Raw genomic sequence first — 25916 nt, 5'->3', positions numbered from 1 at the left:
GACTACGATTTGGGTTCGACGGTCGGCTTCGGTGCCGTTATATGGAAGCAAGTCTCGCGAGGCCAACAATGCATTGGCAATCCCTTGGACGGCTGCTTTTCTGGGTGCGCAACGCCACTCTGGCGGCAGGTGCCCTTTCTCTGGCAGCGACCCTCGTCGCCTATCTTTGGGTGCTCCTGACCGGGACAAGCGGCGAAAGGGCGTTCGCGCCCCGCATCCTGGATGAGCTTGCCGTCTACGGCCTGCTGGCCCTTTCAGCCGGTTTGTGCTTCGGCGCCATCACCGCCTCCGGCGGGAGACGTCTTTCCTGGATCCTCGGGGTGGTCCCAGGAGTTCCAATTATTACCCTCATCCTTGCGGTCCTAGCGCTCAGTGCCGGAACTCCGAGCGAAATCAATCGCATTCGGCTCGACGATGGCAGGCTGTTGATGCTGGCGATAGAGCCTGTTCCAACCGACGCCGTCTACAATGTCTGGCAGTCCGAAGATTCCTTTGGACTGGTTTGGAGCAGGTTGCGCGACGTCTCGCTGACCTATTCGGAAGACGGGTCATGGACAGAGGATCCGGCGCTGGTTCTGACGCCGAACGGAAAGCGCCTGCTTGTCCGACGTGGGGGAATATGGACCGACTGCCTTGAGACTACGCCGGGGCTTGAGCACTGTCCCGGTGTTCTCTCCTCTCTTGCTTGGACGAAGCCCGATGCATGGCTTCGGCAGTCCGAGCGCATTGGTGATCTGTCAGGGCTGTCACCCGGGCCGGTCGAAAGCAGGCAGCCCCTGAGTGAGGCTGCCCGAGAGTATCTGAGCGACACGGACCTGCCGCACCGGTGACACTGTGCTCAGCGTCCCTTCTGCAGCAGGCTCTTCTCCAGCATCACGTGCACGCCCTTGTTGCCGTTGACCACCTGGGTGATCCGCAGATCGGCCGCGAGGCTGCACAGGGCGTAGGCCTCCGTCTTCTCGATGCCGGTCCGGGCGACGATCAGGTCGATCATGTCGCGCAGGGCGATCACCACGCATTGATCGAGGTCGGGATCGAACGCCATGGTCATGACGTGCGTCTCCGTCTCGGCCATGGGCCAGGTGAGGCGCATGTCGTCCCGCAGGTGCAGCTCGAACGTGCCGATCAGGCCGGTCTCGATGGCCGTGACGCAGACCTCGCCGTCGCCCTGGACGCCATGGCCGTCGCCGACGGAGAACAGGGCGCCGTCCACGTGGATCGGCAGGTAGAGCGTGGTTCCCGCGACCAGTTCCTTGTTGTCGAGGTTGCCGCCGTTGCGGCGCGGCGGCAGCGTGCTGAGCGCCCCCCAGGCGGCGGGCGGCGCCACGGCCATCACGCCGAAGAAGGGCTTGAGCGGAAGCTCCAGGCCCCAGGGGAGGCGGCCGGTCATCCGATCCCGGTCGAGCGGGATGTGCATCAGGTGCATCTCGTCGAAATCGTCGGGCAGGGCGCCCTTGAGCGGCGCCACATAGGTGAAGCCCCAGTCGTAATGCAGGTCGATGGCCTTGATCCGGACCTCGAGAACCTGACCCGCCTTCGCGCCCCAAATGGCGACGGGTCCCGTGCAGATGTGGCCCGGCAGCTTCGGCGTCCGCGTCGCGTGAATGGCGGAAAGGGCCTCGGGCACCGCGAGGGGCGCCTTCGGCATCACCTCCGGACTGCCCGACACGGTCGAGATCGTGACCGTGTCGCCGGAATCGACCGTTACGAGCGGTGCGAGTCCGGCGTCGAAATAACCCCAGTGAACGGTGTCGGGGGAGGCATCAAGTCGGTGTTCTGCCACGGGAATCCTCTGCGCATGGAATGCCGGCGCGGGCCTTCGCGGCGCACCGGCACGGTGGTTGAAATGTCTCGCATTCCCTTGAGGCAAGGGCAACCGGGTGACCTCACCACGAGGCGAAGAACGTGAAGTCCCGGCGTATCGGCTTCCAGGTCTGCACCTGCCGCGGCTCGCGCAGGAGATCGGGCAGGCGCTCCCAAAAGGTCTTGCGGTAGTCCCGGTGCATCTGGACCTGCACCACGTCGTCGAGATCGGCCCAGGTCTCGTAGAGCATGAAACGGGACGGATCCTCCGGATCCTGGTGCAGGACGGCATTGATGAAGGTCGGCTCGTGGCGCATGGCGTCGAGAACCGGCGTCAGCAGGTCGAGAAGCGCCTCCTCGCAGCCCGGCTTGAGGGCAACGGTGATGACGAAGGTCACGATGCCGGCCGGGCCGTCGTGTCTCTCCTCGCGGGCGAGATCGGGATGATGTCTCATGGGCTCTCTCCTTCAGGTGCGATGCACGGAGGATCGTCCCTGGCGGGAGCGAAAGAAATTACCCGGCAGGTAACGGTCCGTTCCCGTCGAGCGCCGTTCCGGGGACGGTCCGACGCGGCCCTTCGTTCGCATCCGCGTCAGTGATACGGATCCGCCGCGTCGCGCAGGCCGTCGCCCATGAAGTTGAAGGCGAGGACCACGATCACCACGGGGGCGATGGGAAAGAGCAGCCACGGGTGGAGCTGCACGGCGGCGAGATTCTGCGCCTCGTTGAGCAGCACGCCCCAACTCGTCACCGGCGGACGCAGGCCGAGCCCCAGGAAGGAGAGGGCGGTCTCGCCCAGGATCATGGACGGGATCGACAGGGTCGCGGAGGCGATCAGGTGGCTCATGAAGTTGGGGATGAGATGGCGCCCGATGATGCGCCTCTTCGAGGCCCCCATCAGCTCCGCCGCCTTCACGAAATCCTCCTCGCGCAGCGACAGCAGCTTGGAGCGCACCGCGCGGGCGAGGCCCGGCCAGTCGAGAAGGCCGAGGATGATCGTGATGCCGAAGAAAACGAGGATCGGGCTCCAGTTGGGCGGCAGGGCCGCGGACAGGGCGAGCCAGAGCGGCAGCTCCGGCAGGGAGCGCAGGATCTCGATGATGCGCTGGATCACGTGATCGACCCAGCCGCCGAGATAGCCGGCGAGGCCGCCGAACAGGAGGCCGAGGGAGAACGATACCGCGATGCCGACGATGCCGATGGTGAGCGAGATGCGCGCCCCGTAGATGATGCGCGAGAGCAGGTCGCGGCCGAGCCGGTCCGTTCCCATGATGAACAGGGTGCCGTTCTCGGGCGGGCAGAAGAGGTGGAAGTCCGTCGTCCACAGGCCCCAGAACTCGTAGGCGTCGCCCCGGCAGAGGAAACGGATCGGCTGCGGGTTGGAGGTGTCGACCGTGTAGACCCGCCGGAAGGTCTCCAGGTCGAAGCTCTGCGAATAGGGATAGACGAAGGGGCCGACGAAGCGGCCCTCGTGCATCAGATGCACCCTTTGCGGGGGCGCATAGAGGAACTCGCCGTTGCGCTTGGTCTGGTTGTAGGGTGCGATCACCTCGACGAAGGGCACCACCAGATAGAAGGCGAGCAGGATGAACGCGGCGGCCACCGCGACCTTGTGGCGGCGGAACTTCCACCACATCAGCCGCCAGGACGAGGCGCGGTAGAAGCTTTCGTTCTCCGCGCCGACGGGCTCCGTCGCGCCGGGATCGAAGAGCGTGGGATCGACGAAATGGCGCCGGGAGGGAGCGACCTCGTTCATCGGCTGCCTCCCAGGCGAATGCGGGGATCGAGCAGGGCGAGCAGGAGGTCGGAGACCATCATGCCGATCACCGTCAGCACCGCGACGAACATCAGGATGAAGCCGGCCAGGAACTGGTCCTGGCTCTTCAGGGCGCCGAGCAGGATCGGTCCCACCGTCGGCAGGCTCAGGACCAGCGACACGAGCACCGAGCCCGAGATCAGATGCGGCAGGAGGTTGCCGATATCGGCGATGAACGGATTCAGCGACATGCGGAACGGATATTTGAGAAGCGCCTTGCCCGGCGGCAGGCCCTTGGCCTTCGCGGTCACGTAGTACTGCTTGCCGAGCTCGTCGAGCAGGTTGGCGCGCATGCGGCGGATCATGGCCGCCGTGCCCGAGAGGCCGATGACCAGGGTCGGCACGATCAGGTGGGACAGGAGCGACTTGGTCTTGTCCCAGGTCCAGGGTTCGCCCGCATATTGCGCGTCGTAGAGCCCGCCGATGGAGACGCCGAACCAGCGGTTCATGTAGTAGAGCAGGATCAGGGCGAGCAGGAAGCTCGGCGTCGCAAGGCCGATATAGCCGATGAAGGTGGCGATGTAGTCGCCGACCGAATATTGCCGGGTCGCGGAGTAGATTGCGATGGGGATCGACACCACGTGGATGAAGATCACCACCGCCAGGTTGACGAGGAGCGTCAGCCACAAGGCGTCGCCCACCACCTCCGCCACCGGCCGGTCGAATTCGAACGACCAGCCCCAGTCGCCCTGGAGCAGGCCGGAAAAGCCGTTCGGCCCGGGCATCACGCCGATCCAGACCAGGTATTGCTGCCACGCGGGCTCATCGAGCCCGTATTGCTGGATCAGGAATTCGGCCTTGGCGATGGAGGCGGATTCGCCCTGCGCCCGCAGCTCGGCGATCTGGTTGGTCAGGAAGTCTCCCGGCGGCAGCTTGATGATGAAGAACACCAGCGCCGAGATGATCAGGAGCGTCACGCACATGGTGACGAGGCGACGCAACAGAAAACGGATCATCGGCGGGCCTCTTTGCCGGCGGCCTTGTTCCAGTACAGCTCGTCAGGGCGGTAGATGCCGATCATGGCGGTCGGCTCCCAGCTGTAGAGCGCCTTGTCGGGCAGCCCGTGCAGGCCGTTGCGCAGGACGATGGGCTGCAGCGCGCCCGCGACCGTGCCGATCACCCACTGGTTCTCCGCATGGTTGCGCAGCATCTCGGTCCAGACCTCCCGCTGCACGGTTCTGTTGCCGGTGTTCATCCAGGTCTCGTAGAGCTGGAGGAGGCGCTCCGCTTCGGGAATGTCGACCGGGTCGCCGTTCTTGCCCTTGGTCTCCACGTACTGGCCCCATTTCGGCCAGGCGTAGTTGTCCTGGCGCATGGGGGCGTATTCCGTCGGCGGCATGATGGCCGTCGGAATGGCGTTGTCGAAGCCCGCGGACGCCACCATGACGGTGAGGCCGGCGTAGGACCGGTTGCGCAGGACGGTGCGGTCCTGCGGCTTGATGAACAGCTTCACGCCGATCTCGCGCCAGAACTCGGCGATCAGGGTCAACCCGTCCACCACGAGGCTGCTTTCGCCGTCCGTCTCGACGATGATCTCCAGCTCCCGCCCGTCCGGCAGGAGGCGTATGCCCGCCCCGTTGCGCTCCGTCAGGCCGATCTCGTCCAGAAGGCGCGAGGCCTCCGTGGGATCGTAGGTGGCGTTGAGCGTCCGCAGCTCCGGAGAGAACAGGGGGCTTTCGGCCACCACCGTGTTGTTGCCTTCGACGCCGAGCCCGAAGAGGAGCGCGTTGTTCAGCGTCCTGCGGTCGATGCCCAGGGACAGGGCACGGCGGTAGCGCACGTCCCGGTTCAGCTTGCGCCACACGGGATCGGTGGTGTTGAGGTTCGGATAGAGCGCCAGCTCCGTGCCGCGGGCATAGGGCCAGAGCAGGGTCTTGTAGCCCTTGGCCTTCTCGCCCTCCTTCAGGATCGGCACGTCGGTCATGGACAGGCCGCGGAACAGGAGGTCGACCTCGCCCGCATTGGCCTTGGCGGCGAAGAGGCCGGGGGCGGACACGTCCATGATGATCCGGTCGAGATAGGGAAGCTGCCGGCCCTCGTCGTCGATGCGGTGATAATAGGGATTGCGCTCGAAGACGAAGCGCGAGGCGGGCGCGGTGTTGGTGATGCGCCAGGGCTGAAGGGTCGGCAGGTCCGGGTTGGTCTGCTCCTTCATGTCGTCGAGGCGGTTGTGCAGGGCGGCCCAGGATTTCAGCTTCTGCTTCCTGGCCTCCTCGTCGAGCGCCGCCTGGTCGGCATATTTGGCGTGAAAGCGCTTGAGATAAGCCGAGGCGCGGTAGATGCCGGGATCGAGCGGGCCTGCGAGCTGCGGCAGGAAACGCGGGTTCGGCTTGTCCCAGGTGTAGCGCACGGTCCGCTCGTCGAGCACCTCGAAGCGCGGGAGCTTGCCGTCCACCATCATGAACTCGGGCGGACCCGCGGGGGACAGCTCCCGGTTCTGGGCCACGTCCTCCCAGTAATAGCGGAAATCCTCCGCCGTGAAGGGCGAGCCGTCCGACCAGCGATGCCCGGCGCGGAGGGTGAAGGTGAAGACGCGGTCGTCCTCGTTCTCCAGGCGCTCGAGAAGGTCGGGCTGGAGGTCGAGCTGCCGGTCGTAGCCGACGAGGCGCGTATAGGCATAGGTCGAGATGTAGCGGATGTCGCGCGCGCGCGGCACCAGCGTGACCACGTCCCCGCCGTAATCCCCGCCGGGCGGGTTCACCACGATGGGATTCTGCGGCAGCCGTTCGGCCAGCGGCGGCAGTTCGTTCTTCGCTACCTTGTCGGCGAAGAAGGGCGGTTCCACGAGCGTCCGCGCCAGGGCCGGAAGGGCGAGGAGGCTCAGCGCGGCGGCGAGGAAGAGACCCTTGGTTCTGAGTGTCGTGAACATCACGCGGCCTCCAAAGCCCTGTGGCTTCCCAGGCGGACCCTGTGGCCCGGCTCGATCTCCTTCATCAGGCCGGCTTCTCCCTCGACGAGGCGGAAGGGTTCGGGCCATTCGGATGGATGGGAGAAGCGGTCGGTCCGCAGCTTGTCGAAATCGAGCGGGTGGTCGATGTCCGGGTCCGGCACGGCGGCCAGCAGGGCCTGCGTGTACGGATGGACCGGATTGCGGAAGAGTGAGGTCTTGGGCGCCTCTTCCACGATGTAGCCCCGGCACATGACCGCGATGGTGTCGGCGATGTAGTCCACCACGGCGAGGTTGTGCGACACGAAGATGTACGAGAGCCCGAGGGCGGATTGCAGGTCCTTGAGCAGGTTCAGGACCTGCGCCTGCACGGACACGTCGAGGGCCGAGACCGGCTCGTCGCAGAGCAGGACGCGCGGCTCGAGGGCGAGCGCGCGGGCGATGCCCAGGCGCTGGCGCTGGCCGCCCGAGAAGGAATGCGGGTAGCGCCGCAGGGAGCGCTGATCGAGCCCCACCATGTCGAGGAGCTGCTTGACGCGTTCGTAGCGCTGGTCGGGCGTGCCGATGTTGTGGATGCGAAGCGGCTCGGTGAGGATCTCGTAGACCGTCATGCGCGGATTGAGCGACGAGAACGGATCCTGGAAGATGAACTGCACGGAGCGGCGATAGGCGGTCAGGGCGTCGCCATCCAGTTCGAAGACGTTGCGCGGCCCGGTGCCGTCGTCGAAGATCACCTGCCCGGCATCGGGCTGCATCGCCCGCATGATCATCTTCGAAACGGTGGTCTTGCCGCAGCCGGACTCGCCCACGAGCCCCAGGGTCCTGCCGGCGGGGAGGGTGAGATTGACGTCGTTCACCGCATGGATGGTGCGGGTCTTGCCGGAGAACCAGCCCGACCGAAGGGTGAAGCACTTCGTCAGCCCCTCGGCCTTCAGGATCGGTCCCTTGGGCTCGGGCCGCTCCGGCGCATGGACGCGCGCAAGGGTGGCGCTCTTCACTTCGCGGATCGGCCTCAGCCGCTCGTCCTCGCCCATGTCGAAGCGGGGGACCGCGCGCATGAGCGCCTGGAGATAGGGGTGCTGCGGATTGCGGAAGATGTCCTCCCGGGAGCCCGCCTCCATGACCCGGCCGCGATACATCACCACCACCTCGTCGGCCACGTTCGCCACCACGCCGAGATCGTGGGTGATGAGGAGCACCGACATGCCGGTCTCGGCCTGGAGCTCCTTGATGAGATCGAGGATCTGGGCCTGGGTGGTCACGTCGAGGGCCGTGGTCGGCTCGTCCGCGATCAGGAGGGCGGGGCGCGTGATCAGCGCCATGGCGATCATGGCGCGCTGGCGCAGGCCGCCGGAGAGCTCGAACGGATAGGTGCGCAGCGCCCGCCTGGGATCGGGAAAGCCGACCCGGGCGAGCACCTCCATCGTGCGCTTGCCCGCCTCGGCCCGTCCCACGCGGGCATGGATGACGAGAGCCTCGCCGATCTGGTCCCCGATGGTGTGGAGCGGCGACAGGGACGTCATCGGCTCCTGGAAGATCATGGCGATGCGCCCGCCCCGCAGGGCGTGCATGGCATCGCTCTCGGCGCCGATCTCCGCGATGTCGAGGGGAGCGGTCCCGGCGGGATCGTTGAAGACGATCGAGCCGCCCGACAGATGGGCCTTCTTCGGAAGAATCTGCAGGATGGCCTGCGCGGTCACGGACTTTCCGGACCCGGACTCGCCCACCAGCGCCACCGTCTTGCCCTTCGGGATGTCGAAGGACAGACCGTCGACCGCGCGGAAATCTCCGGAATCGGCCTTGAAGTCGACGGTCAGCTGACGGATCGACAGGAGAGGCTTCTCCATGGACTCCTCCAGACGCGGTTTCGACGATAACGCTTCATTGCTCCACCGCGATCCTGCTTTCGTTACGGAATAACCGGTTTATCCGCAAGAAGCGGACTTCCCGGTCGGCGAGATAGGCCGCCAGACCCTCGCAGAAGAACCATATGGATTCGTCGTGGACCTTGTGATGGGTCAAGAATCCGATGGGTTCGTCCGCATCCGCCGTTCCATCGACCCGCCGGTCGATGGCCGCGGCCACGCTTGCGACCAGCGCCGCAGGCTCGACGAGGCTGCGCGAGCCGTGCCAGTCGATGGGGTCGATATGGGTGTTGATCTGGACGAGGTCCCTGACAGGTTGATGACGGTCCCGGTCCCTGAACGTGGAAAGGGCCCGGTAGCCCAGCCCCGGCAGGTGCGGCACGAGCCCCGGCGCGATCCGGTTCCAGGGCGGCACGAAGACCGGCAGGACCTTCTGGCCCAGGGCCGCCCGCGCCATCCGGAGCGCATCCCCGGCCTCCGCCGCAAGGGTCGCGGTGGGGCGGTGATCGCCGAACTCGGCTTTCTTCTGGCCGGGCGGCGCATGATTGGCATGGCTCCAGCCATGGACGAGGGCGAGCGCCCCGTCCTCGTCCCGCAGGCGGTGCGCGAGCGAGGCTTCGACGAGGGCGGGGATCGCCGCCAGGCCGATGCCCGCCTCGTAGCGGCGGGCCAGGCCGAGGAGACGGTCGAGCTCGGGCGTGTGCGCCACCGCATCGTCGTCCCGCCACCAGAAGCCGATCCCGCGGCCCGCATCGCGGGCGCGGCTCAGGGCCTGGCCGATGGGCGACCAGTCGATGGACCGGTTGAGGGCCGGCCTTGCGACGGAAAGGGTCTCGGCGATGGTGACGCTCTCGCGCGCGCCGTCCAGGGACAGGGTGGGCGGCGGGGAGGAGGGACCGGCAAGGGCCTGCCGGACCGCATCGGCCAGGAGGGGAGCCGACAGTCCGGCCTCCGGCACGATCTCGGCGAAGCCGAGGCTCTTCAGCCGCTCGGCGCGCAGGCGCTGCTCCGTCTCGTGCCCGGCCTCGAACGGCACGAGAACCGGCGTCACCCCGGCCTGCAGCAGATCGACGACGGTGTTGTAGCCTGCCTGGCTGACGGACACCTCCGCCTGCGCCAGCAGGTCCCGGAAGTCGCGCCGCGCCCGTTCGACCGTCGCATGGGGCGGGGCCATGGCCTGAAGCGACCGGAAATCGGCCTCCGCCACGCCACGCCCGATCAGGATGCGCCAGGGCCGGTCGGCAACCATGCGCGAGGCCTCGACGGCGGCACGGTAGAGCGGCAGGCTCGCCGCGCTCGACCCGCCCGACACGACGATGCCGTTCCGGGCGAGGTTCCGGGCCGGCGCGGAGCCCTCATCCACATAGCCGGTATAGTGCAGGAGGGGCGCCAGCTCCGGGTCCACCGGCCAGGAGGCCGTGAGCGGAACGATCCGGGGATCGCCGTGCACCAGGACGGCGTCGTAGAACGCGGCGATGCGTCCATGGGCCTCGGCAACGCGCTCGGGCTTCGACGGGGCCACGAGGATGTCGCGGATCGAGGACAGGACGAGCGGGCGCGGCTGCAGGGATCGCGCCGCCTCCAGCAGCGCCATGAACTCGTCCGCGAGGACCCGGCGTCCGAACGGAAAGAGCTCGGTGACGACCACGTCCGGGCGGGCCTCCTGCAGGGTTGCGAGCAGGAGTTCCCGGCGCCGGTCGAGCCGGGTCGCGTCGATGGGCGCACCGGCCTCGTCGAGGAGCGCCTTGAAGTCCGTGCCGGTCGTGCGCACGGGCGGGAGCTGGACGAGGGACACGTCCTCGAAATCGGCCAGGGGAACCGGCGTTCCGCCCGAGACCAGGGTCGTCGCGTGTCCGGCGCGGGCGAAGGCGCGGGCCAGCGCCGCCGCCCGGGTCAGGTGCCCGGCGCCCAGGAGATGCGTGACGACGATCAGGACGCGCAAGACCCTATGCTCCGATCACCGCGTTGAGAGAGGAAAGCGCAGTCTGCAACCGCGCGGCGGCGTGGTCGAGATCTCTTTCGGCGGTCACGAAACGCTGGGCAGCGGCGGCGAACGGTTCCCGCCTGTCCGGGCTCTCGAGAAGCATCGCGACGGCCTGCGCGAAGGCCGCGGCATCCCCGGGCGGCGTCAGAAGACCCGTCTCGTTGTGCCTCACCACGCTGGCGACGCCCCCGAAGGCGCCCGCCACCACCGGACAGCCGAAGAGCTGGGCTTCCAGCAGGACCATGCCGTAGGCCTCGTTGACGGCGGGCCAGACGAAGAGATCGGCGCTCTCGTAGAGCGCCTTCAGGGCGGCCTTGCTCCCGACTTCCCCGTGGAAGCGTATCCGCTCCCCAAAAGGAGCGAAGAGGCGCCGGATCTCGTCCCGCGCCTCGCCGTCGCCGGCGATGTCGAGGGTCCAGGGCCGGTGCCGCAGCTCATCGAGAGAGGCGGCGAGGAGCCGGTACGAGGCCAGCTTGTCGCCGTCGCGCATCATGGCGACCGTGAGCAGGCGGGGCGCCGCATCCGGCGCCTGCGGGGCGGGAGGCGTGTCGGGCCATTCCCCGGCATCGATGAAGGGCGGCAGATCGACGAGGGCCTGATGGGCGGGCTTTGCGGCTGCCAGGGCCTCGCGGTCAAGGGCGGTCATGACGAAGACCGCGTCGGCCCGGTCCAGGGCCGCTTCCGCGCCCGCGTGGCCGAGCGCCCACGGACCTCCGGCGCGCTTGGCCGCGCGCGATCCCTCGGCCACGGCATAGGGGATGCTCAGGGCATCGGCGACGCGCGGTCCGATCCAGTCCGGGGCCTTGTAGTAGACGTGGTAGGTGAACCAGAGACAGGGGCGCTCCGCAGCGGGCAGGGCGCGGTAGCGCCGCACCAGGCGGTCCGCCTCGGCCAGAGCCTCCTTGCGGATCTTCTCCTGCAGGGCCGGTTCGCCCCCCTTGTCGAGGCTGCGCAGGTGGCTGGCGAGGCTCGGCGCGAAGCCGGCACGTCCGAGGGCCTTCATCAGGAGCCGCGCCATGGTGCGGTCGCCGGACGGGGAGGGATGGTCCGGACTTTTCAGGGGAGCATAGAACGCAACGGACTTCGTGCTGTTCACGCGGCCACCGGATTTCGCGGACCCGCTTCGGTCAGGGCGCGGAAGCGGCCCTCCAGGTCGTCGATGCCGCCGTCCATGGAGAAGTCCCGGCGCAGGCGCTCATAGGCCGAGGCGCCGAGGGCCTGTCGGCGTTCGGGCTCTCGGGCCAGCAGGTTGACGGCGTTCGACAGCGCCTCCCAGTCGCCCGGCGGTACGAGCTGCCCGTCCGTGCCGTCGCGGATGAATTCGGGAATCCCGGCGAAGTCGGTCGCCAGGATCGCGAGCTTCTGGCTCGCGGCCTCCATGATCACGTTGGGCAGCCCGTCCCGGTCGCCCGACGCCGCCTTCTTGGACGGCAGGACGAACAGGTCCGCCTGCTGCAGGAGCGCGATTACGTCGGGCTGGGCCTTCGAGCCGAGGAACGCCACCTTGTCGGCGATGCCGTTCTGCTGCGCCTTCGCCTTCAGGCTGTTCAGGAGCTCACCGCCGCCCACATGGGCGAAGCGCCAGTTGAGATCCTGCGGCAGGGCGGCCAGCGCCTGGATCAGGTCGTCGAACCCCTTCTTCGAGACCGCCCGTCCCACGGAGACGATCCGCACCGGATCGGCCGGGTCGGAGCCGTCCCGCATGGGCCGCGCCTCCGGCGGCGCGGGGAAACGGGACAGGTCGAGCCCGTGATAGACCAGGGAGACATGGCCCGTCAGGGGGCTCAGGGATTGCAGGTGCTCGGCGCCCTGCGCCGTGCAGGTCACGCCCCACAGGGCTTCGGAGAGCTTTTCGCGCTTCTCCCAGTCCGGCGTGGTCCAGATGTCCTTGGCATGGGCCGAGAAGGTCCAGGAGCGGCCGGTCAGGAGGGCCGCGTAGCGCACCACGGAAGCCGGGGTGTGGAGGTAGTGGACATGCAGGTGGCCCACATCGGCCGGGAGTTCGCGGGCCATGACGAAGGCCTGGCCGAGGCGACGGACCCGGTTGGCGGTGAAGTCGCGTTTCAGGTCGCGCCAGAAGGTCTTCATCAGGGAGCCGAACGCCTTCCGGCGCAGGCTCCAGAGGGCGCCGCGCAGCACCCGCACGGGCTCCTCGTAGAGATATTCGGGCAGATAGGTCACCGGCGCCTTGATCTGCCGGTTCATGGGATGCACGGCCCTCTCGGTCGGGTGCCGCAGCGACCAGATCTCGAGCGGTAGCCCACGCCCTTCGAGGGCGAGGATCTCCTGGGCGATGAAGGTCTCGGAAAGGCGCGGGTAACCTTTGACGACGACGGCGATCCGTCGGGCTGCAGGGGATGGAAGCATCCTGGCTCTTACTCGGCCGCCTGATGGTACGGGGCCGCAAAGGTGGTGGCGGTCTCGGCCAGAGCCTTAAGCCGCTCCTGCACCCGGTCAAGCCCGTCGAGCAGACCGGGGATCACCACCTCGGAGGGGCGCGGCTGCGACGAGAGACCTCGCAGGGCCTCCGCCATGCGCTCCGGCGTGCGCGGCTCCTCGTAGTCGCTCAGCATCCGCACGAGGCCGAGGCGCTCGGCCTCGACGGCGCGGATATACTGTTCCAGCCGGGGGCGGGTGCGCGGAACGATGAGCGTGCGCTTGTCGAAGGACAGGACCTCGCAGAAGGTGTTGTAGCCGCCCATGGCCACCACGGCCTCGGCCTTCTGCATCAGGTGCTCGATCTTGTTGTCGAAGGAGAGCACGTCGAGCTTCGGCTGCCGGGCGATGCGCTCCACGAAGAAGCGGCGCTTGTCCCGGTCGATGAAGGGGCCGAACACGACGAGGGCCGGCATCTCGATGGCCGGGTCGGCCTCGTAGGCGGAGATGACCCAGTCGATGAGGTCGTCCCCGTCGCCGCCGCCGCCGGTGGTGACCAGGATGAAGGGCTGCTTCGTGATCTTGGGATAGCGGTTCAGCGAGGGCGTCGGCGGCACCTCCCGGCGCAGGTATCCGGTATAGGTGATGCGCTTCTCCACCTCCGGGGGCAGGCCGAGGGCCGCCAGCGGCTGGTAGACGTCCTTGAGGCCGTAGACCCAGATCTCGTCGTAATAGCGGATCAGGGCGTCCTTGGCGTCCTTGCGCTCCCATTCGGGAACCAGCAGGGCGGGCTCGTCCATCACGTCGCGGATGCCGAGCACGAGGCGGCAGCCGGCTTCCTGAAGATAGTCGAGGGCCGGCACGACCTCGCCGCGGAAGCCCGTGGGCTCCTTGTCGACGATGAACACGTCCGGCTGGAACGACTTCGCCGCCTGGAGAATGAGCGACTGGCGCAGGCGCACGGCCTCGTCGAGGCTCATGTTGAGGTTGAGGCAGCGGTAGTCGCCGTCGGGAAGCTTCGTCACGCCCGGAATGCGGATATAGTCGACGCCGCTGCCGAACTCGAAATTGCCGATCACGGGCGAGCCGGAAATGATGACGACGGAGGTCTCCGGCTCTTTCTCCACAAGGGCGTTCGCGATCGCCCTGGACCTGCGCAGGTGACCCAGGCCAAAGGTATCGTGGCTGTAGATGAGGACACGCGTGCCTGAGCTGCGCCCTGACGGAGCCTTCGTATGGTGAGATGCCATCTTCACATCCATGACCAAGTCCGCCGGGCAGGCGCCCCTTGGTGGAAAGGGTTTCAGTTGACGTTAGGACACTACTCTCTACCGTTGCAATAGGCCTCGCGCAAAGAAGCTATGGCGCAACTTTAGAACGGGTAGAGGTATCGCCCCATGCTCTGGAGATGGTAACGTCCACCTAATGGATAAGAGCCTCTTCCGTTACATTTGGAAGCACTCGAAGCGCGATCAACTGATCGTTTGCGGAGTCGTCCTCGCTTCGCAGCCCTTCTACTTCATGTCCCTCGATCTGCCTCGCCAGATCGTGAACGAGGCGATTCAGGGCGAGGCCTTCCGCGACGGCAATGTGACGGCGCCGTTCCTCAGCCTCGGCTTCGAGCTGCCCGAGTGGCTCGGCGGCGCATCCGTGCAGATCTTCGAGGGGTTCCAGCTCTCCCGCGTCGGCCTTCTTTTCGGGCTCTCGTCCCTTTTCCTGCTGTTCGTCATCATCAACGGCGCGTTCAAGTACTGGATCAACGTCTCCAAGGGCGTGCTGGGCGAGCGGATGCTGCGGCGCCTGCGGTTCGACCTCTTCTCCATGGTGCTGCGCTTCACGCCGGAAGCCCTGCGCACGGTGAAGTCCTCCGAGACCGCCACGATCATCAAGGACGAGGTGGAGCCCATCGGCGGCTTCATCGGCGATGCCTTCATCACGCCGGTCTTCCTCACCATGCAGGCGCTCACCGCGCTGTTCTTCATCATGGTGCAGAACGTCTGGCTCGGGCTGCTGGCGCTGGGCGTCGTGATGATCCAGATCGTGATCATTCCGCGCCTGCGGCGCGAGCTGCTCCGCCTGGGCCGCGAGCGCCAGCTGGCCTCCCGCGAGCTGGCCGGGCGCGTCGGCGAGGTCCTCGACGGGATCGAGGTGGTGCACGTGCACAACGCCCACAGCTGGGAGCGGGCCGAGATCGGCAACCGGCTGTTCACCCTCTTCGATATCCGGGTGAAGATCTACAACCGGAAATTCCTGGTCAAATTCCTCAACAATTTCCTGTCGCAGCTGACGCCGTTCTTCTTCTACGCCATCGGCGGCTATTTCGCCCTGCGCGGCACCCTCGACATCGGCCAGCTCGTGGCCGTCATCAGCGCCTATCGCGAGCTGCCGCCGCCCCTGAAGGAGCTGATCGACTGGGACCAGCAGCGCCTGGACGTGCAGGTGAAGTACGATCAGGTCACGCAGCATTTCGCGGAGGAGCGTCTCGCGCCGCTCGTCGAGGCGCGGGAGGAGGCGGCGCAGGACGAGCCTCTGGTCGGCCCCCTGGTGGCCGAGGAGCTGCAGCTCAGCGATTCCCACGGCGGCGCGATCCTCGACAATGCCTCCTTCGCGATCGAGCTTCCCGCCCGGTTGGCCCTGATCTCCGCGGGCAGCCCCGCCGCGAGTATCACCGCACGGATCCTGGCGCGCCGGATCCCGGGCTTTGGCGGCCATATCCGCATCGGCGACAGGGACCTGATGCGGCTGCCGCCCTCGGTCGCCGGCCGGCGGATTGCCTATGCGGGCATCGATCCGATCCTGTTCCCCGGCACCATCCGGGACAACGTGGTCTACGGCCTGCGCTTCAAGCCCCTGGGCCAGCGCGAGGAGGACAGGCGCGAGGCGGAGCGCCGGGTGGCCGAGGCGATCCGCACGGGGAACCCGGTCGAGAGCATCTCCGACCAATGGATCGACTACAGCCAGTTCGGGGTGGGGAACGCGGACGAGTTCGACCGCCTGCTCGTGGATCTGCTCAGCCGCATCGGGATGGGCAACGAGATGTATCTCTTCGGCCTCGCCGGCCGGCTCGACCCCGAAAAGGATCCTGACCTCGCCGGACGGTTCGTGGAGGCCCGCAGGCGCCTGCACGAGACCTTCCAGGCGAGCGGCATGGAAGGTCTGGTCGAGCCCTTCGACGCCGACCGCTACAACGACCAGGCGACGGTGGCCGAGAACCTGCTGTTCGGCGTGCCGACAACGAGCGAGCTCAAGGGGCGGAATCTCGCGGAGAACAACGAGTTCCGCAGCGCCATCGACAAGGCGGAGCTGACCCGCGATCTCGTCCGCATGGGCCTGCAGATCGCCGAGACCATGACCGAGATCTTCGAGGGACTGCCGCCCGGCCATTCCCTGTTCGAGCAGTTCTCCTTCGTGGGGGCGGAGGAGCTGCCGGAATTCGAGGCCATCCTGCGCCGCCACCCGCATCTCGACGACGACATGGACCGGGACGACCAGGTCCGGCTCCTCTCCCTGCCGCTCGCCTATGTAGAGGCCCGGCACCGCCTCGGCCTGCTCGACGACAAGCTCAGGGGCAAGCTCGTGCGGGCACGGGCCCTGGTGCGGGAAACCCTGGAGAAGGACGGAAGCGCGGGGGTGGAGTTCTACGATCCCGAAAGGGTCTGCTCGGCCGCCCCCTTGCGCGACAACCTCCTGTTCGGGCGCATCAGCTACCGGGTCGCCAATGCCCGCGTGCGGGTGTCGGAGGCGATTTCCACCGTGGTCAAGGAACTCGGATTGCTGGAGGAGATCCAGCGCATCGGCCTCGACCAGCAGGTCGGAACCGCCGGCCGTCTCCTCACGCCGCAGGAGAGGGCGAGCGTCAGCCTCGCGCGCTGCCTCGTGAAGCGGCCCGACATCCTCATCGTCGACGGAGCGCTGGCGCCCTTCGACGAGGCGCGCAGCCAGCAGATGACCGAATTGCTGATGGAGCTCACGGAGCAGCGGAGCCTGTTCATGGTGCTGCCCAACGACCGGCAGGCGGGTTCGTTCGATATTCAGATGCGGTTCCGCGACGGACAGATTACAGCAGAGAAAACCGGCAGCCGGGCTCCCGGGGCGGACGAGCCCCCGGCGGCGGCTCAGACAATGGAAGGAGAGGTGGCATGACCCTTGAGGCCGAGGTGCAATCCCTGCGACAGGTGCCGATGTTCCGGGACATCGATCCTGCCCGTTTGAAGCTCCTCGCCTTCACGAGCGAACGGGTGCAGTTCTCGGACGGCCAACGGTTCTTCTCGCAAGGCGATGCTTCCGACGCGGCCTATGTGATCCTCGACGGCCGCGCCCATGTGCTGCTCAACACGCCGGGCGGCGAGATCACCGTGGCGGAGCTGGGGGACAACGCCCTCGTGGGCGAAATGGGCATCCTGTCGGACTCGCCCCGTTCGGCCACCATCATGGCGGCCGAACCCACGACGGCCCTGCGAATCGACAAGCGGGTTTTTCTCGAGTTGCTGGCGCAGTTCCCGCAGATGTCCCTGGCCGTGATGCGCGAGCTGGCGCAGAGGCTGGAAAGAACGAATGCCCAGCTTGTCGCGCAATCATCTTCCTGAGCGCGGCAAAATTTCCCGGAATTTAAGGGAAAATTCACGGAACTTTCGGGGGAAAACCCTGAAAACGGCCCTGGAAAAGGACCTGTTACGGTCAAGCTGACCGATTATGGACACATCTTCCCGTCAACCCTTGTCCCAGAATGACACAAGGGAAGGTTCGGCCGTCCGGTCGGATCAAGCGGGAAAAACTGATGCAAACCAATGCGAGAACGCTGCTGTGTGCGGTGCCGCAACCCGTTGCGGCACCCCGCACGACCACTGGCCGCCATTCGCTTCGCCTCCTCGCGGCCGTCTCCATGATGATCGGTTTTCAGGCCTTCACCGCCGGCCCCGCCGCGGTGGCGACCCTGCCGAGCGCCCTGAACGCGAGGCCGTTCGCGGTGGCGCCCGTCGCCGCCGCCACCGCCATCGAGGTTCCGGTGGCCTTCACGCCCGCTCTGGGCAAGGATCCGGACCTCTTCCGGTCCATCGTCGAAAGCGCCTTCTCGTTCACCCGGCCTCCCGAGGCCAAGCCCCGGCCCGAGCCCGAGGCCGAGCCTTACCCGGTCGAGGCCGCGGGCGATCCCGACGAGCTCATTCCGTTCAGCGGCCGCAACGTTCCGCGCTGGCTCGTGCACTCCATCCTCAAGGCCGCTCACGTGACCGGCGTCGATCCGGTCTACATGATGACCCTGGCGGACGTGGAATCGAGCCTCTCGCCCGAGGCCAAAGCCTCCACCTCCTCGGCCGAGGGACTGTTCCAGTTCATCGACGCCACCTGGCTCGAAACCGTCCGCAGCCATGCCGCCGATTACGGCTTCGGCGCCGCGGCCGAGGCCATCAAGGTCGTCGACGGCGAACTCGCGGTGAGCGAGAAGGACCGCGAGTGGGTCATGGGCCTGCGCACGGATCCCTATTTCTCCGCCCTCATGGCGGGCGAGCTGATCAAGGACGTGGAGCGCGCCCTGCAGGCGCAAGGCGAGCGCGAGCTGGCCGAAGCCGAGCTCTACATCGCCCACTTCCTGGGCGCGCGAAGCGCCGTCCGCTTCCTCGAGGTTCTGGACCAGGACCCGAACATGCGGGCCTCCAAGCTGTTCCCGAAGGCCGCCAAGGCCAATGTGGGGCTGTTCATGGAGGGCAAGGGCCGCAAGCGCCGCGCGGTCACCGTGGCGGAATTCTACAACAAGATCGATTCCAAGATCGTCCGCCGCCTGGACCGCTACGACGATATCGGCCCCTACCTCGCCGAGATCACGGAGCAGAACGGCCGCACGATCGAGGCGAGCGCCGTCGTCCAGTAAGCGCCCGCGGCGCGACCTCGAAGGTATAGCACCCGCTCTTCACGGAACTTGGCCGTGAAAAGCGGGTTGTAGCCTGGATGTCCAGGAAGAGCCACGATACCGCATCCGAACTGAAGCGCATGCACGAGTACCAGCGTGCGCTCGCAGCGTTCAGCCGTATCGCGTCCGAGCCCCTGCCGGTGGACCGGCTGCTGCAATACGTGACCGCACAGGTCTCCCGCGTCACGCATATCCGGCACGTCAAGGTGATGTGCTACCGCCCCGACCACGGGGACCTGCTCACCGTTGCGGGGGTCGGCTGGAAGCCCGGCATCGTGGGCAATGCCACGTTCCCCCTCGACAGCGCGTCCCCGCCCGGCCGCGCCATGCAGACCGCGGCTCCCGTCATCATCGAGGATTTCCCGAACGAGACCGAATTCCGGATGTCGACGGTGCTGCGGGACCACGGCATCGTCTCGCTCATGAACGTCCCGGTGCGAATCGACGGGCGCACATGGGGCGTGCTGGAGGTGGATTCGGAAGAGGCGCGAACCTTCGACGAGGGCGACGTGATCTTCCTGAGCACCTTCGCCAACATCCTGGGCGTCGCTCTGCTGCGCCTCGAAACCGAGCGCAAGGCGGCCGACGCGGAGGCGGAACATGCGCGGCAGAAATCCTTCTCGGAGGTCGTGCTGCGCGAGTTCCAGCACCGGGTGAAGAACAACCTGCAGACGGTCGTCTCCTTCTTGGCGCTGCAGCGGCGCCACGCCGACACGCCCGACAGCCGCAGCCGCTTCGCCAGCGTCATGGACCGGGTTCACGCCATCGCCCTGGCGCAGGACCAGCTGTCGTTCGAGTCGGGGGTCAGCAACGTCGAACTCGGAGATTACCTGCGGGCCTTGTGCTCCAACATCGATCCCCGCCGCGACAGGGTTTCCATCGAGGTCGAGACGATCAGGGGCGTGCTGCTCCCGCTCGACCGCGCGGTTCCGGTCGGGCTGATCGTCAACGAGCTGGTCACCAATTCCATCAAGTATGCCTTCGACGAAGGCGGCGGCACGATCCGCGTCACCTTCACGACGAACGTGGAGCACGGAGAGGCGTGTCTCGCGGTCGAGGACAACGGTCGCGGCATGGGGCCGCCCCGCGAGGGCGGCCTCGGCCTGCAGCTCATCGACGCCCTGACCAACCAGCTCGACGGCCGGGTCGAGCAGGAGCCCGTCGCGAAGGGCACGCGCACCTGCGTGCGGTTTCCGGTGCCCCTCTAGCGCCGTCCCGCAGGGGCGGGGTCAGAACGCCTTGAAGGTGATGATCGTGCGGGTGTCGGCGATGTCCGCGATGGATTGCACGTTCTGGGCGATGAAGTGGCCGATATCCACGTCGTCGTCCACGTGGAACTTGGCCAGGATGTCGTAATTGCCGGCCGTCGAGTAGATCTCGGACGCGATTTCCCGGTCGGCGAGCATGCTCGCCACGTCGTAGGTCCTGCCGAGCTTGCACTTGATCTCGACGAAGAAGGTCTGCATGGGCGCTCCAAAGGTCGTTCGGCCTGAATCTCGTGACGGCAGATATGCCACGGCCGGGAGCCCGCGTGAACAGGCTCCCGGCTGCAATCAGACCCGTCCGACGCTCACATAGGTGAAGCCGCGGCGGCGGACCTCCTCGGCGCGGTAGATGTTGCGCAGGTCCGCGATCACCGGTTCGGCCATGGATTTCTTCAGCCGCTCCAGGTCGAGCGCGCGGAACATGTTCCATTCGGTCACGATGGCGAGCGCATGGGCGTCCTTGGCGCAGTCATAGGCGTCGCGCGCATATTCCACGTCCTGCAGCATCCCCTTGGCCGCTTCCATGCCCTCCGGATCGTAGGCGCGGATCTTCGCGCCCGCATCCTGCAGGGTGCGGATGATGTCGAGGGACGGCGCCTCGCGCATGTCGTCGGTGTTGGGCTTGAAGGTCAGGCCCAGCACCGCCACCGTCTTGCCGCGCACCGAGCCGCCGCAGGCGGCGATCACCTTGCGGCCCATGGCGCGCTTGCGCTGGTCGTTGACCGCCGCCACCGTCTCGACGATGCGGATCGGCGCCTCGAAATCCTGCGCCGTCTTGATCAGCGCCAGGGTATCCTTGGGAAAGCACGAGCCGCCATAGCCCGGACCGGCATGGAGGAACTTGGAGCCGATGCGGTTGTCGAGCCCGATGCCGCGGGCCACGTCCTGCACGTCGGCGCCCACCTGCTCGCACAGATTGGCGATCTCGTTGATGAAGGTGATCTTGGTGGCCAGGAATGCGTTGGCGGCGTATTTCGTCAACTCCGCCGCGCGCCGGCACATGGCGAGGATCGGCGCCTGGTTGAGGTAGAGCGGGCGGTAGATCTCGTTCATGACCGCTTCCGCGCGCTCGTCCTCGGTGCCGATGACGATGCGGTCGGGCCGCTTGAAGTCGGCGATCGCCGCGCCCTCGCGCAGGAATTCCGGGTTGGACACCACGGCGAAATCCGCATCGGGCCGGGCCTCGCGGATGATGCGCTCGACCTCGTCGCCGGTGCCGACCGGCACCGTGGACTTGGTGACCACCACCGTATAGCCGTCCATGGCGGCGGCGATCTCGCGGGCGGCCTGATAGACGTAGGACAGGTCCGCATGGCCGTCGCCGCGCCGGGACGGGGTGCCGACGGCGATGAAGACAGCCTCGGCGGACTGGACGGCCTGCGAGAGGTCGGTGGCGAAGGAGAGACGGCCTTCGCGGACATTGGTGGCGACGAGTTCGGCCAGGCCGGGCTCGAAGATCGGGATCCGGCCCTGCTCCAGGGCCTCGATCTTGGCCGGGTCCTTGTCGACGCAGCACACCGAATGGCCGAAGTCCGCAAAGCAGGCGCCGGAGACCAGGCCCACATAGCCCGCTCCGATCATCGCAATACGCATCAGGTTCTCCCCATTTCACCCAAGCTAGGGTTTAGGGGGGCAGGGGTCCCGCGGCAAGCGGGGGCCGTGAGGTGCCCCGAAATAACCTAGTGCAACAAGGTCCCCTTTGACTTCCGGGCCTCACCCGCCCAAAAGACCGCGTCCAAAAAGGGGGCCCTCATGGATAATCCTTTCCTCGTCGAGGTTCTGCGCGGCGATCTGGTCGAATCGCGCCACCGGGGCAGCGTGTCCGTGATCGACGCGGACGGCGCCACGGTTCTGTCTCTCGGCGACATGGAGCGTCACGTCTTCCCGCGTTCGGCCGTGAAGGCGCTTCAGGCGCTGCCGCTGGTCGAGAGCGGCATCGCCGACAGATACGGGCTGACCGATGCGGAAATCGCCCTGGCCTGCGCCTCCCATTCGGGAGAGCCGGAGCATGTGGAGACCGCCGCCGCCATGCTGGCGAAGGCCGGACGGGACAAGGGGTGCCTGGAATGCGGCATCCACTGGCCCATGGGCGAGGCGGCCACCCGGCTGCTCGCGGCGCAGGGGGAGCAGCCGAACGCCCTCCACAACAACTGCTCGGGCAAGCACGCGGGCTTCATCTGCCTCGCCTGCGGCCTGGACGAGGACCCGCAGGGCTATGTGAAGGCCGGGCATCCCGTCCAGCAGGCGGTTCGCGCATCCCTCGAGGACGTGACCGGCGCGTCGCACACGGACGAGGAGGCGGCCATCGACGGCTGCTCGATCCCGACCTATGCCATCCCGCTGCCGGCGCTCGCCTTCGGATTCGCCAAGTTCGGCACCGGCGCGGGCCTGCCGCAGGGAACGCAGGAGGCCGCCAAGCGCATCCGCCGGGCGGTGGCGCAGCATCCCTTCATGGTGGCCGGCACGGACCGGTTCGATACCAAGTTGATGGAGACCCTGCGCGAGCGGGCCTTCGTGAAGTCCGGCGCCGAAGGCGTCTATTGCGCGAGCCTGCCGGAACTCGGATACGGCATCGCCCTGAAGGTGGACGACGGCGGCCCGCGCGCCGCATCCGCCGCCATGGCCGGCCTCATCCTCCACTTCCTGCCCCTCAACGACCAGGACCGCGCCGTCGTCGAAGCCCTGGCGCAACCGGTGCTCACGAACTGGAACGGCATCGAGGTCGGCCGCTTCAGGGTCGCGCCGGAGGTGCTGGGCTAGAGCGGAACGAGGGTTGCGCGGGCCGCCTGCAGCACTGCGCGGGTCACCTCGCGCAGCAGGGCGTCGGCGATCCGGCTCTGCTGCCAGAACAGGGGCACGTCCAGGGGCTGGTCCGGTTTCAACGCGACCAGCCTTCCGTCGCGCAGGTGATCGGCCACCAGCGGCTCGGGGTTCATGCCCCAGCCGATACCCGCCAGCGCCGCGTCGATGAAGGCCTGCGACGAGGGCAGCCAATGGACCGGCGGGCGCGGATCGGATCCGAGAGCCTGGCGCAGCCACAGGCCCTGCAGCCGGTCCTTCTGGTTGAACACCATGCACGGGGCGCGCTCGGCGGCTTCCGCATCGACCCCATCGGGGAACCAGCGGCGGACGAAATCCGGGCTCGCGGTGGCGACATAGCGCAGCGCGCCGAGGGCGCGGCAGTCGCAGCCCTGGATCGGCCTGCCATGCGCCGTCACGGCCGCCACGACCTCCCCGCGCCGCAGCCATTCCGCGCTGTAGTCCTGATCGTCCAGCACGAGGTCGAACAGGTAGCCGTCCGTCTTCGCCATCGCGGCCACGAACCAGGTGGCGAGGCTGTCCGCGTTCACGGCCATTCGCAGGGTGACGGACCTGTTCTCGGGCTGAAACCCCGGCAGGCTCTGGTGCAGCGAGCTTTCGAGAAGCGCGACCTGTTCCACATGCCGGCACAGGCGCTGTCCGGCCGCCGTCGCCGTGCAGGGCTGGCCCCGCACCACCAGGACGACGCCGAGCCGCTCCTCCAGGAGCTTCACCCTCTGGGACACCGCCGAGGGGGTCACGTTGAGCTGCTGCGCCGCGCGCTCGAAGCTTCCGGTCCTGACGACGGCCGCGAGGGCGGAGAGATGGGCATAGTCGAGCATGGATTAGAATTTCTAAATCGGATGCAGAAGCTTTAACTGTCCTAATTGTGCGGCCCGATCTATCCAGTGTCGACACATTTTCGGACGCACGACATGACCATGCCTCTCGTCGCCGGCTTCATGCTCGGCCTCAGCCTCATCCTGCCCATCGGCGCGCAGAACGCCTTCGTGCTCCGCGTGGGCTTGCGCGGGCGCCACATCCTCGCGGTCTGCCTGACCTGCGCGCTCTCCGACGCGGTGCTGATCCTGGCCGGCGTCACGGGCTTCGCCACCATCAGCGCCGCCATGCCCTGGGCCGAGCCCACCCTGCGCTTCGCGGGCGCCGCCTTCCTGGTCATGTACGGCGTCCGCAGCTTCATGGCCGCGTTCCAGGCGGATGCGGCGCTGAAGCCCTCGGAGGCCACCGCGACGACCTTGGGCCGGGCCCTGCTCACCTCCCTCGCGCTGACCTGGCTCAACCCGCACGTCTATCTCGACACGGTGGTGCTGATCGGCTCCATCTCGACCCAGTTCGACGGAAGCCGGGGCATGTTCGCGCTCGGGGCCATGCTGGCCTCCTTCACGTTCTTCTTCTCCCTCGGCTACGGCGCGCGTTTCCTGCGCCCCGTCTTCGCCCGCCCCGCCACCTGGCGCTTTCTCGACGCGGGCATCGGCGCGGTGATGTGGATCACCGCCGCGCGCCTGCTGCTGGATGGCGCCGCCTAGAGCATCGTGCCCGCGGCTCCTCACGGATCCATCAGTTGCCGTGCCTGGACGAGATCGTCGGGCTTGAGGCCGTGGGTGCCGCGGAAGGGGCGGTCGAGCACCGCGACCATGTAGATGACGAGGCCGATGAAGACCATCAGCACGCCGCCGAAGATGAAATGCGTCGTGCGCTTCAGATCGAACAGCCACAGCACGAAGACGTTCAGCACCGCCCCGATGATGACCACGTACCACATGATCGTGGGGATGTTGGTTCCCGCCGCCTGGATGCGGGCGCGGCGCCGCTCCACGAACTGGTCGAAGGCGTGCAGGGTCTCACGGTGCAGCATGTCCTCGCCCATGGCGCGGTCGGGTCTGAAGCGCATGATCTGCTCGCCGAACTGCGTGACCAGGGCCATGCCCTGGGACGCGGCCTCGTCCTGTCGCTGATGCGACCAGCCCGGACCGATCTCCTCGTCCACATAGCGGCGCAGATTGTCCAGCAGGATGGTCCGGGGCGGCTCCGGATAGCTGCTGATGTTGCGGTAGAGGGTCGTGATGCTGGAAGCCTCCCGGGCGATCGCCTGCTGGGCCTCGCCGTAATTGTCGAAGACCGAGACCGAGAGCAGGGCCAGGAGCACCCCGTAGAAGAGCGTATAGGCGTTGAGGAGCAGCCCCACGAGGGTGTTGGCGTCCTTCTCGCCCGACATCAGGCGCGCGACGGCGGGCTGCAGCAGCACCGAGCCGATGAGGGTCGGTACGACGAAGATGAGACAGAGGAGGCCGGCGCCGAGCAGGGTCGGCATTTCATGCAACCACTCGATCACGGCGCCGTCAGCTCCCGTTGCGGCATGGACGGCACAGGCTCCGACAGATTCCGTCTTCCGGCAAGGGCTCAGGCCGGTATGCCCCCACGGGGCAGGGGATTCCTCAGGCGGCGGGGGATCCGCGCCCTTCCTGCATCGCCCGCGCGAGCTGCTCGGCGCATATCCTGAGGGGGGCTGCATCCTGGCTGGCCTTGGCCATGGCCATGGCGCCCGAATAGGCGGCCACGACCAGGGTCGCAAAGGCGTCGGGGTCGAGACCGGCCGCCAAGCCCGCCGCCCGATCGGCCCTGATCCTTTCGGCGATCGCCTCCCGCCAGCGCTCGAAGACGGCCTCGATCTGCGCCCGGAAGTCGGGGTCGTGCCGGGAGAGTTCGAGAGCGAGATTGTTCAGGGGGCAGCCCGACACGGCGCCGCGCCGTTCCAGCTCGGACGCGATGGCGGAGAATGCCGCCTGAATGCCTTCCGACGCGCTGGCGGCCGACCGGAGCGGCTCGATCCAGGTTTCCTCCACCGCGTCGGCCACCCGGTCGCGGATGACGGCGAGGCCGAGATCCTTCTTGGTCGGGAAGTGATGGGAGAGGGCGCCGCCCGTCGCCCCGGCCTCGCGCTTCAGGTCGTGCATCGAGGTGGCGTGATACCCCTGGGTGGTGAAGGCCGCATAGGCGGCATCCACGAGCCGGCGTCTCAGGCCTTCGGGATCGTTGGTCCGCCCGCGCGCCGGGGCAGGTTGCTTCGCCATTCTCGTCGCCTCCTGGACCGGACCTTAGCAGATTGACAAAACAGGACAACCATCCTGTAATCAGAAACAGGACAAGTGTCCTGTTCGGCGGCGCCGAGGAATGCGGGCCTGCTGCAGCGGAATG

At 67.3% G+C, this 25916-nt stretch carries 22 protein-coding genes; 7 read left to right on the top strand and 15 right to left on the bottom strand.

What is annotated here, in order from left to right:
• The first annotated feature begins 68 nt into the window (after nt 1–68).
• Nucleotides 69–830, top strand: a complete 762-nt coding sequence (locus LGR44_RS14475; RefSeq protein WP_226741405.1) for a hypothetical protein — start codon at nt 69–71, stop codon at nt 828–830.
• 8 nt (nt 831–838) lie between these two features.
• Here the strand turns inward: LGR44_RS14475 and LGR44_RS14470 are convergent, their stop codons facing one another.
• From LGR44_RS14470 to LGR44_RS14425, 10 genes are all read right to left on the bottom strand, one after another.
• Nucleotides 839–1783 (bottom strand): acetamidase/formamidase family protein, encoded by a 945-nt coding sequence (locus LGR44_RS14470; protein ID WP_226741404.1) that lies wholly within the window; start codon nt 1781–1783, stop codon nt 839–841.
• Between the two features lie 103 nt (nt 1784–1886).
• The gene (locus LGR44_RS14465; protein WP_226741403.1) at nt 1887–2258 is read right to left on the bottom strand and encodes a putative quinol monooxygenase; all 372 of its coding nucleotides are present in this window, start codon (nt 2256–2258) and stop codon (nt 1887–1889) included.
• A 137-nt stretch (nt 2259–2395) separates the two neighbouring features.
• Complete coding sequence (locus tag LGR44_RS14460) at nt 2396–3559, bottom strand: ABC transporter permease (protein WP_226741402.1); 1164 nt, start codon at nt 3557–3559, stop codon at nt 2396–2398.
• On the bottom strand, nt 3556–4575 hold the full coding sequence (locus LGR44_RS14455; RefSeq protein WP_226741401.1) for an ABC transporter permease: 1020 nt from the start codon (nt 4573–4575) through the stop codon (nt 3556–3558). The genes LGR44_RS14460 and LGR44_RS14455 overlap by 4 nt, the downstream gene beginning before the upstream one ends.
• Nucleotides 4572–6488, bottom strand: a complete 1917-nt coding sequence (locus LGR44_RS14450) for an ABC transporter substrate-binding protein (protein WP_226741400.1) — start codon at nt 6486–6488, stop codon at nt 4572–4574. The genes LGR44_RS14455 and LGR44_RS14450 overlap by 4 nt, the downstream gene beginning before the upstream one ends.
• Nucleotides 6488–8353 (bottom strand): ABC transporter ATP-binding protein, encoded by a 1866-nt coding sequence (locus tag LGR44_RS14445; protein WP_226741399.1) that lies wholly within the window; start codon nt 8351–8353, stop codon nt 6488–6490. Before LGR44_RS14445 ends, LGR44_RS14450 begins: the two co-directional genes overlap by 1 nt.
• Before the next feature lie 34 nt (nt 8354–8387).
• Nucleotides 8388–10313: a glycosyltransferase gene (locus LGR44_RS14440; protein ID WP_226741398.1), complete on the bottom strand. Its 1926-nt coding sequence runs from the start codon at nt 10311–10313 to the stop codon at nt 8388–8390.
• A gap of 4 nt (nt 10314–10317) precedes the next feature.
• On the bottom strand, nt 10318–11451 hold the full coding sequence (locus LGR44_RS14435) for a glycosyltransferase family 4 protein (protein ID WP_226741397.1): 1134 nt from the start codon (nt 11449–11451) through the stop codon (nt 10318–10320).
• Nucleotides 11448–12722 carry a glycosyltransferase family 4 protein gene (locus tag LGR44_RS14430; RefSeq protein WP_226741396.1) on the bottom strand — a complete coding sequence of 425 codons (1275 nt, stop codon included), beginning with the start codon at nt 12720–12722 and terminating at the stop codon, nt 11448–11450. Before LGR44_RS14430 ends, LGR44_RS14435 begins: the two co-directional genes overlap by 4 nt.
• Before the next feature lie 8 nt (nt 12723–12730).
• Nucleotides 12731–13981, bottom strand: a complete 1251-nt coding sequence (locus LGR44_RS14425; protein ID WP_226741395.1) for a glycosyltransferase family protein — start codon at nt 13979–13981, stop codon at nt 12731–12733.
• A gap of 175 nt (nt 13982–14156) precedes the next feature.
• On the opposite strand from LGR44_RS14425, the gene LGR44_RS14420 reads away from it, so the two are divergent.
• The 4 genes from LGR44_RS14420 to LGR44_RS14405 all read left to right on the top strand — a co-directional run bounded on the left by LGR44_RS14420 (nt 14157) and on the right by LGR44_RS14405 (nt 19844).
• Nucleotides 14157–16874: an ABC transporter transmembrane domain-containing protein gene (locus LGR44_RS14420; RefSeq protein ID WP_449871021.1), complete on the top strand. Its 2718-nt coding sequence runs from the start codon at nt 14157–14159 to the stop codon at nt 16872–16874.
• Nucleotides 16871–17317, top strand: a complete 447-nt coding sequence (locus tag LGR44_RS14415) for a Crp/Fnr family transcriptional regulator (RefSeq protein WP_226741393.1) — start codon at nt 16871–16873, stop codon at nt 17315–17317. Before LGR44_RS14420 ends, LGR44_RS14415 begins: the two co-directional genes overlap by 4 nt.
• 191 nt (nt 17318–17508) lie before the next feature.
• Entirely contained in the window at nt 17509–18597 is a 1089-nt protein-coding gene (locus LGR44_RS14410) for a transglycosylase SLT domain-containing protein (RefSeq protein ID WP_226741392.1), read from the top strand.
• 77 nt (nt 18598–18674) lie between these two features.
• Nucleotides 18675–19844 carry a sensor histidine kinase gene (locus LGR44_RS14405; protein ID WP_226741391.1) on the top strand — a complete coding sequence of 390 codons (1170 nt, stop codon included), beginning with the start codon at nt 18675–18677 and terminating at the stop codon, nt 19842–19844.
• A gap of 21 nt (nt 19845–19865) precedes the next feature.
• Here LGR44_RS14405 and LGR44_RS14400 read toward each other — a convergent pair whose 3' ends face one another.
• Both LGR44_RS14400 and LGR44_RS14395 read right to left on the bottom strand, forming a co-directional pair.
• The gene (locus LGR44_RS14400; RefSeq protein ID WP_226741390.1) at nt 19866–20102 is read right to left on the bottom strand and encodes an Lrp/AsnC ligand binding domain-containing protein; all 237 of its coding nucleotides are present in this window, start codon (nt 20100–20102) and stop codon (nt 19866–19868) included.
• 87 nt (nt 20103–20189) lie between these two features.
• Nucleotides 20190–21494, bottom strand: coding sequence for a UDP-glucose dehydrogenase family protein (locus tag LGR44_RS14395; protein ID WP_226741389.1), 1305 nt, complete (start codon nt 21492–21494; stop codon nt 20190–20192).
• A gap of 159 nt (nt 21495–21653) precedes the next feature.
• Here LGR44_RS14395 and LGR44_RS14390 point away from each other — a divergent pair, with 159 nt between their 5' ends.
• Nucleotides 21654–22661 (top strand): asparaginase, encoded by a 1008-nt coding sequence (locus LGR44_RS14390; RefSeq protein WP_226741388.1) that lies wholly within the window; start codon nt 21654–21656, stop codon nt 22659–22661.
• Here the strand turns inward: LGR44_RS14390 and LGR44_RS14385 are convergent.
• Nucleotides 22658–23542, bottom strand: a complete 885-nt coding sequence (locus LGR44_RS14385; RefSeq protein ID WP_226741387.1) for a LysR family transcriptional regulator ArgP — start codon at nt 23540–23542, stop codon at nt 22658–22660. The two genes, LGR44_RS14390 and LGR44_RS14385, sit on opposite strands and share 4 nt — an antisense overlap.
• A gap of 93 nt (nt 23543–23635) precedes the next feature.
• On the opposite strand from LGR44_RS14385, the gene LGR44_RS14380 reads away from it, so the two are divergent.
• On the top strand, nt 23636–24247 hold the full coding sequence (locus LGR44_RS14380) for a LysE/ArgO family amino acid transporter (RefSeq protein WP_226741386.1): 612 nt from the start codon (nt 23636–23638) through the stop codon (nt 24245–24247).
• A 20-nt stretch (nt 24248–24267) separates the two neighbouring features.
• On the opposite strand, the gene LGR44_RS14375 is transcribed toward LGR44_RS14380, so the two are convergent.
• Nucleotides 24268–25053: a bestrophin-like domain gene (locus LGR44_RS14375; protein ID WP_226741385.1), complete on the bottom strand. Its 786-nt coding sequence runs from the start codon at nt 25051–25053 to the stop codon at nt 24268–24270.
• Between the two features lie 103 nt (nt 25054–25156).
• Nucleotides 25157–25792: a TetR/AcrR family transcriptional regulator gene (locus tag LGR44_RS14370; RefSeq protein ID WP_226741384.1), complete on the bottom strand. Its 636-nt coding sequence runs from the start codon at nt 25790–25792 to the stop codon at nt 25157–25159.
• Nucleotides 25793–25916: the final 124 nt, after the last annotated feature.

Origin of the sequence: Microvirga lenta (assembly GCF_020532555.1) — a bacterium.
GTDB classification, from domain to species: domain Bacteria; phylum Pseudomonadota; class Alphaproteobacteria; order Rhizobiales; family Beijerinckiaceae; genus Microvirga; species Microvirga lenta.
This window is presented reverse-complemented; position numbering and strand designations above follow the sequence as displayed.

Coding starts and splice junctions, on each gene's coding strand:
- LGR44_RS14460 (WP_226741402.1), bottom strand. CDS start 3,559: ATGAACGAGGTCGCTCCCTCCCGGCGCCATTTCGTCGATCCCACGCTC.
- LGR44_RS14385 (WP_226741387.1), bottom strand. CDS start 23,542: ATGCTCGACTATGCCCATCTCTCCGCCCTCGCGGCCGTCGTCAGGACC.
- LGR44_RS14430 (WP_226741396.1), bottom strand. CDS start 12,722: ATGCTTCCATCCCCTGCAGCCCGACGGATCGCCGTCGTCGTCAAAGGT.
- LGR44_RS14390 (WP_226741388.1), top strand. CDS start 21,654: ATGGATAATCCTTTCCTCGTCGAGGTTCTGCGCGGCGATCTGGTCGAA.
- LGR44_RS14425 (WP_226741395.1), bottom strand. CDS start 13,981: ATGGCATCTCACCATACGAAGGCTCCGTCAGGGCGCAGCTCAGGCACG.
- LGR44_RS14400 (WP_226741390.1), bottom strand. CDS start 20,102: ATGCAGACCTTCTTCGTCGAGATCAAGTGCAAGCTCGGCAGGACCTAC.
- LGR44_RS14405 (WP_226741391.1), top strand. CDS start 18,675: ATGTCCAGGAAGAGCCACGATACCGCATCCGAACTGAAGCGCATGCAC.
- LGR44_RS14395 (WP_226741389.1), bottom strand. CDS start 21,494: ATGCGTATTGCGATGATCGGAGCGGGCTATGTGGGCCTGGTCTCCGGC.
- LGR44_RS14455 (WP_226741401.1), bottom strand. CDS start 4,575: ATGATCCGTTTTCTGTTGCGTCGCCTCGTCACCATGTGCGTGACGCTC.
- LGR44_RS14420 (WP_449871021.1), top strand. CDS start 14,157: ATGGATAAGAGCCTCTTCCGTTACATTTGGAAGCACTCGAAGCGCGAT.
- LGR44_RS14380 (WP_226741386.1), top strand. CDS start 23,636: ATGACCATGCCTCTCGTCGCCGGCTTCATGCTCGGCCTCAGCCTCATC.
- LGR44_RS14415 (WP_226741393.1), top strand. CDS start 16,871: ATGACCCTTGAGGCCGAGGTGCAATCCCTGCGACAGGTGCCGATGTTC.
- LGR44_RS14410 (WP_226741392.1), top strand. CDS start 17,509: ATGCAAACCAATGCGAGAACGCTGCTGTGTGCGGTGCCGCAACCCGTT.
- LGR44_RS14445 (WP_226741399.1), bottom strand. CDS start 8,353: ATGGAGAAGCCTCTCCTGTCGATCCGTCAGCTGACCGTCGACTTCAAG.
- LGR44_RS14370 (WP_226741384.1), bottom strand. CDS start 25,792: ATGGCGAAGCAACCTGCCCCGGCGCGCGGGCGGACCAACGATCCCGAA.
- LGR44_RS14475 (WP_226741405.1), top strand. CDS start 69: ATGCATTGGCAATCCCTTGGACGGCTGCTTTTCTGGGTGCGCAACGCC.
- LGR44_RS14450 (WP_226741400.1), bottom strand. CDS start 6,488: ATGTTCACGACACTCAGAACCAAGGGTCTCTTCCTCGCCGCCGCGCTG.
- LGR44_RS14465 (WP_226741403.1), bottom strand. CDS start 2,258: ATGAGACATCATCCCGATCTCGCCCGCGAGGAGAGACACGACGGCCCG.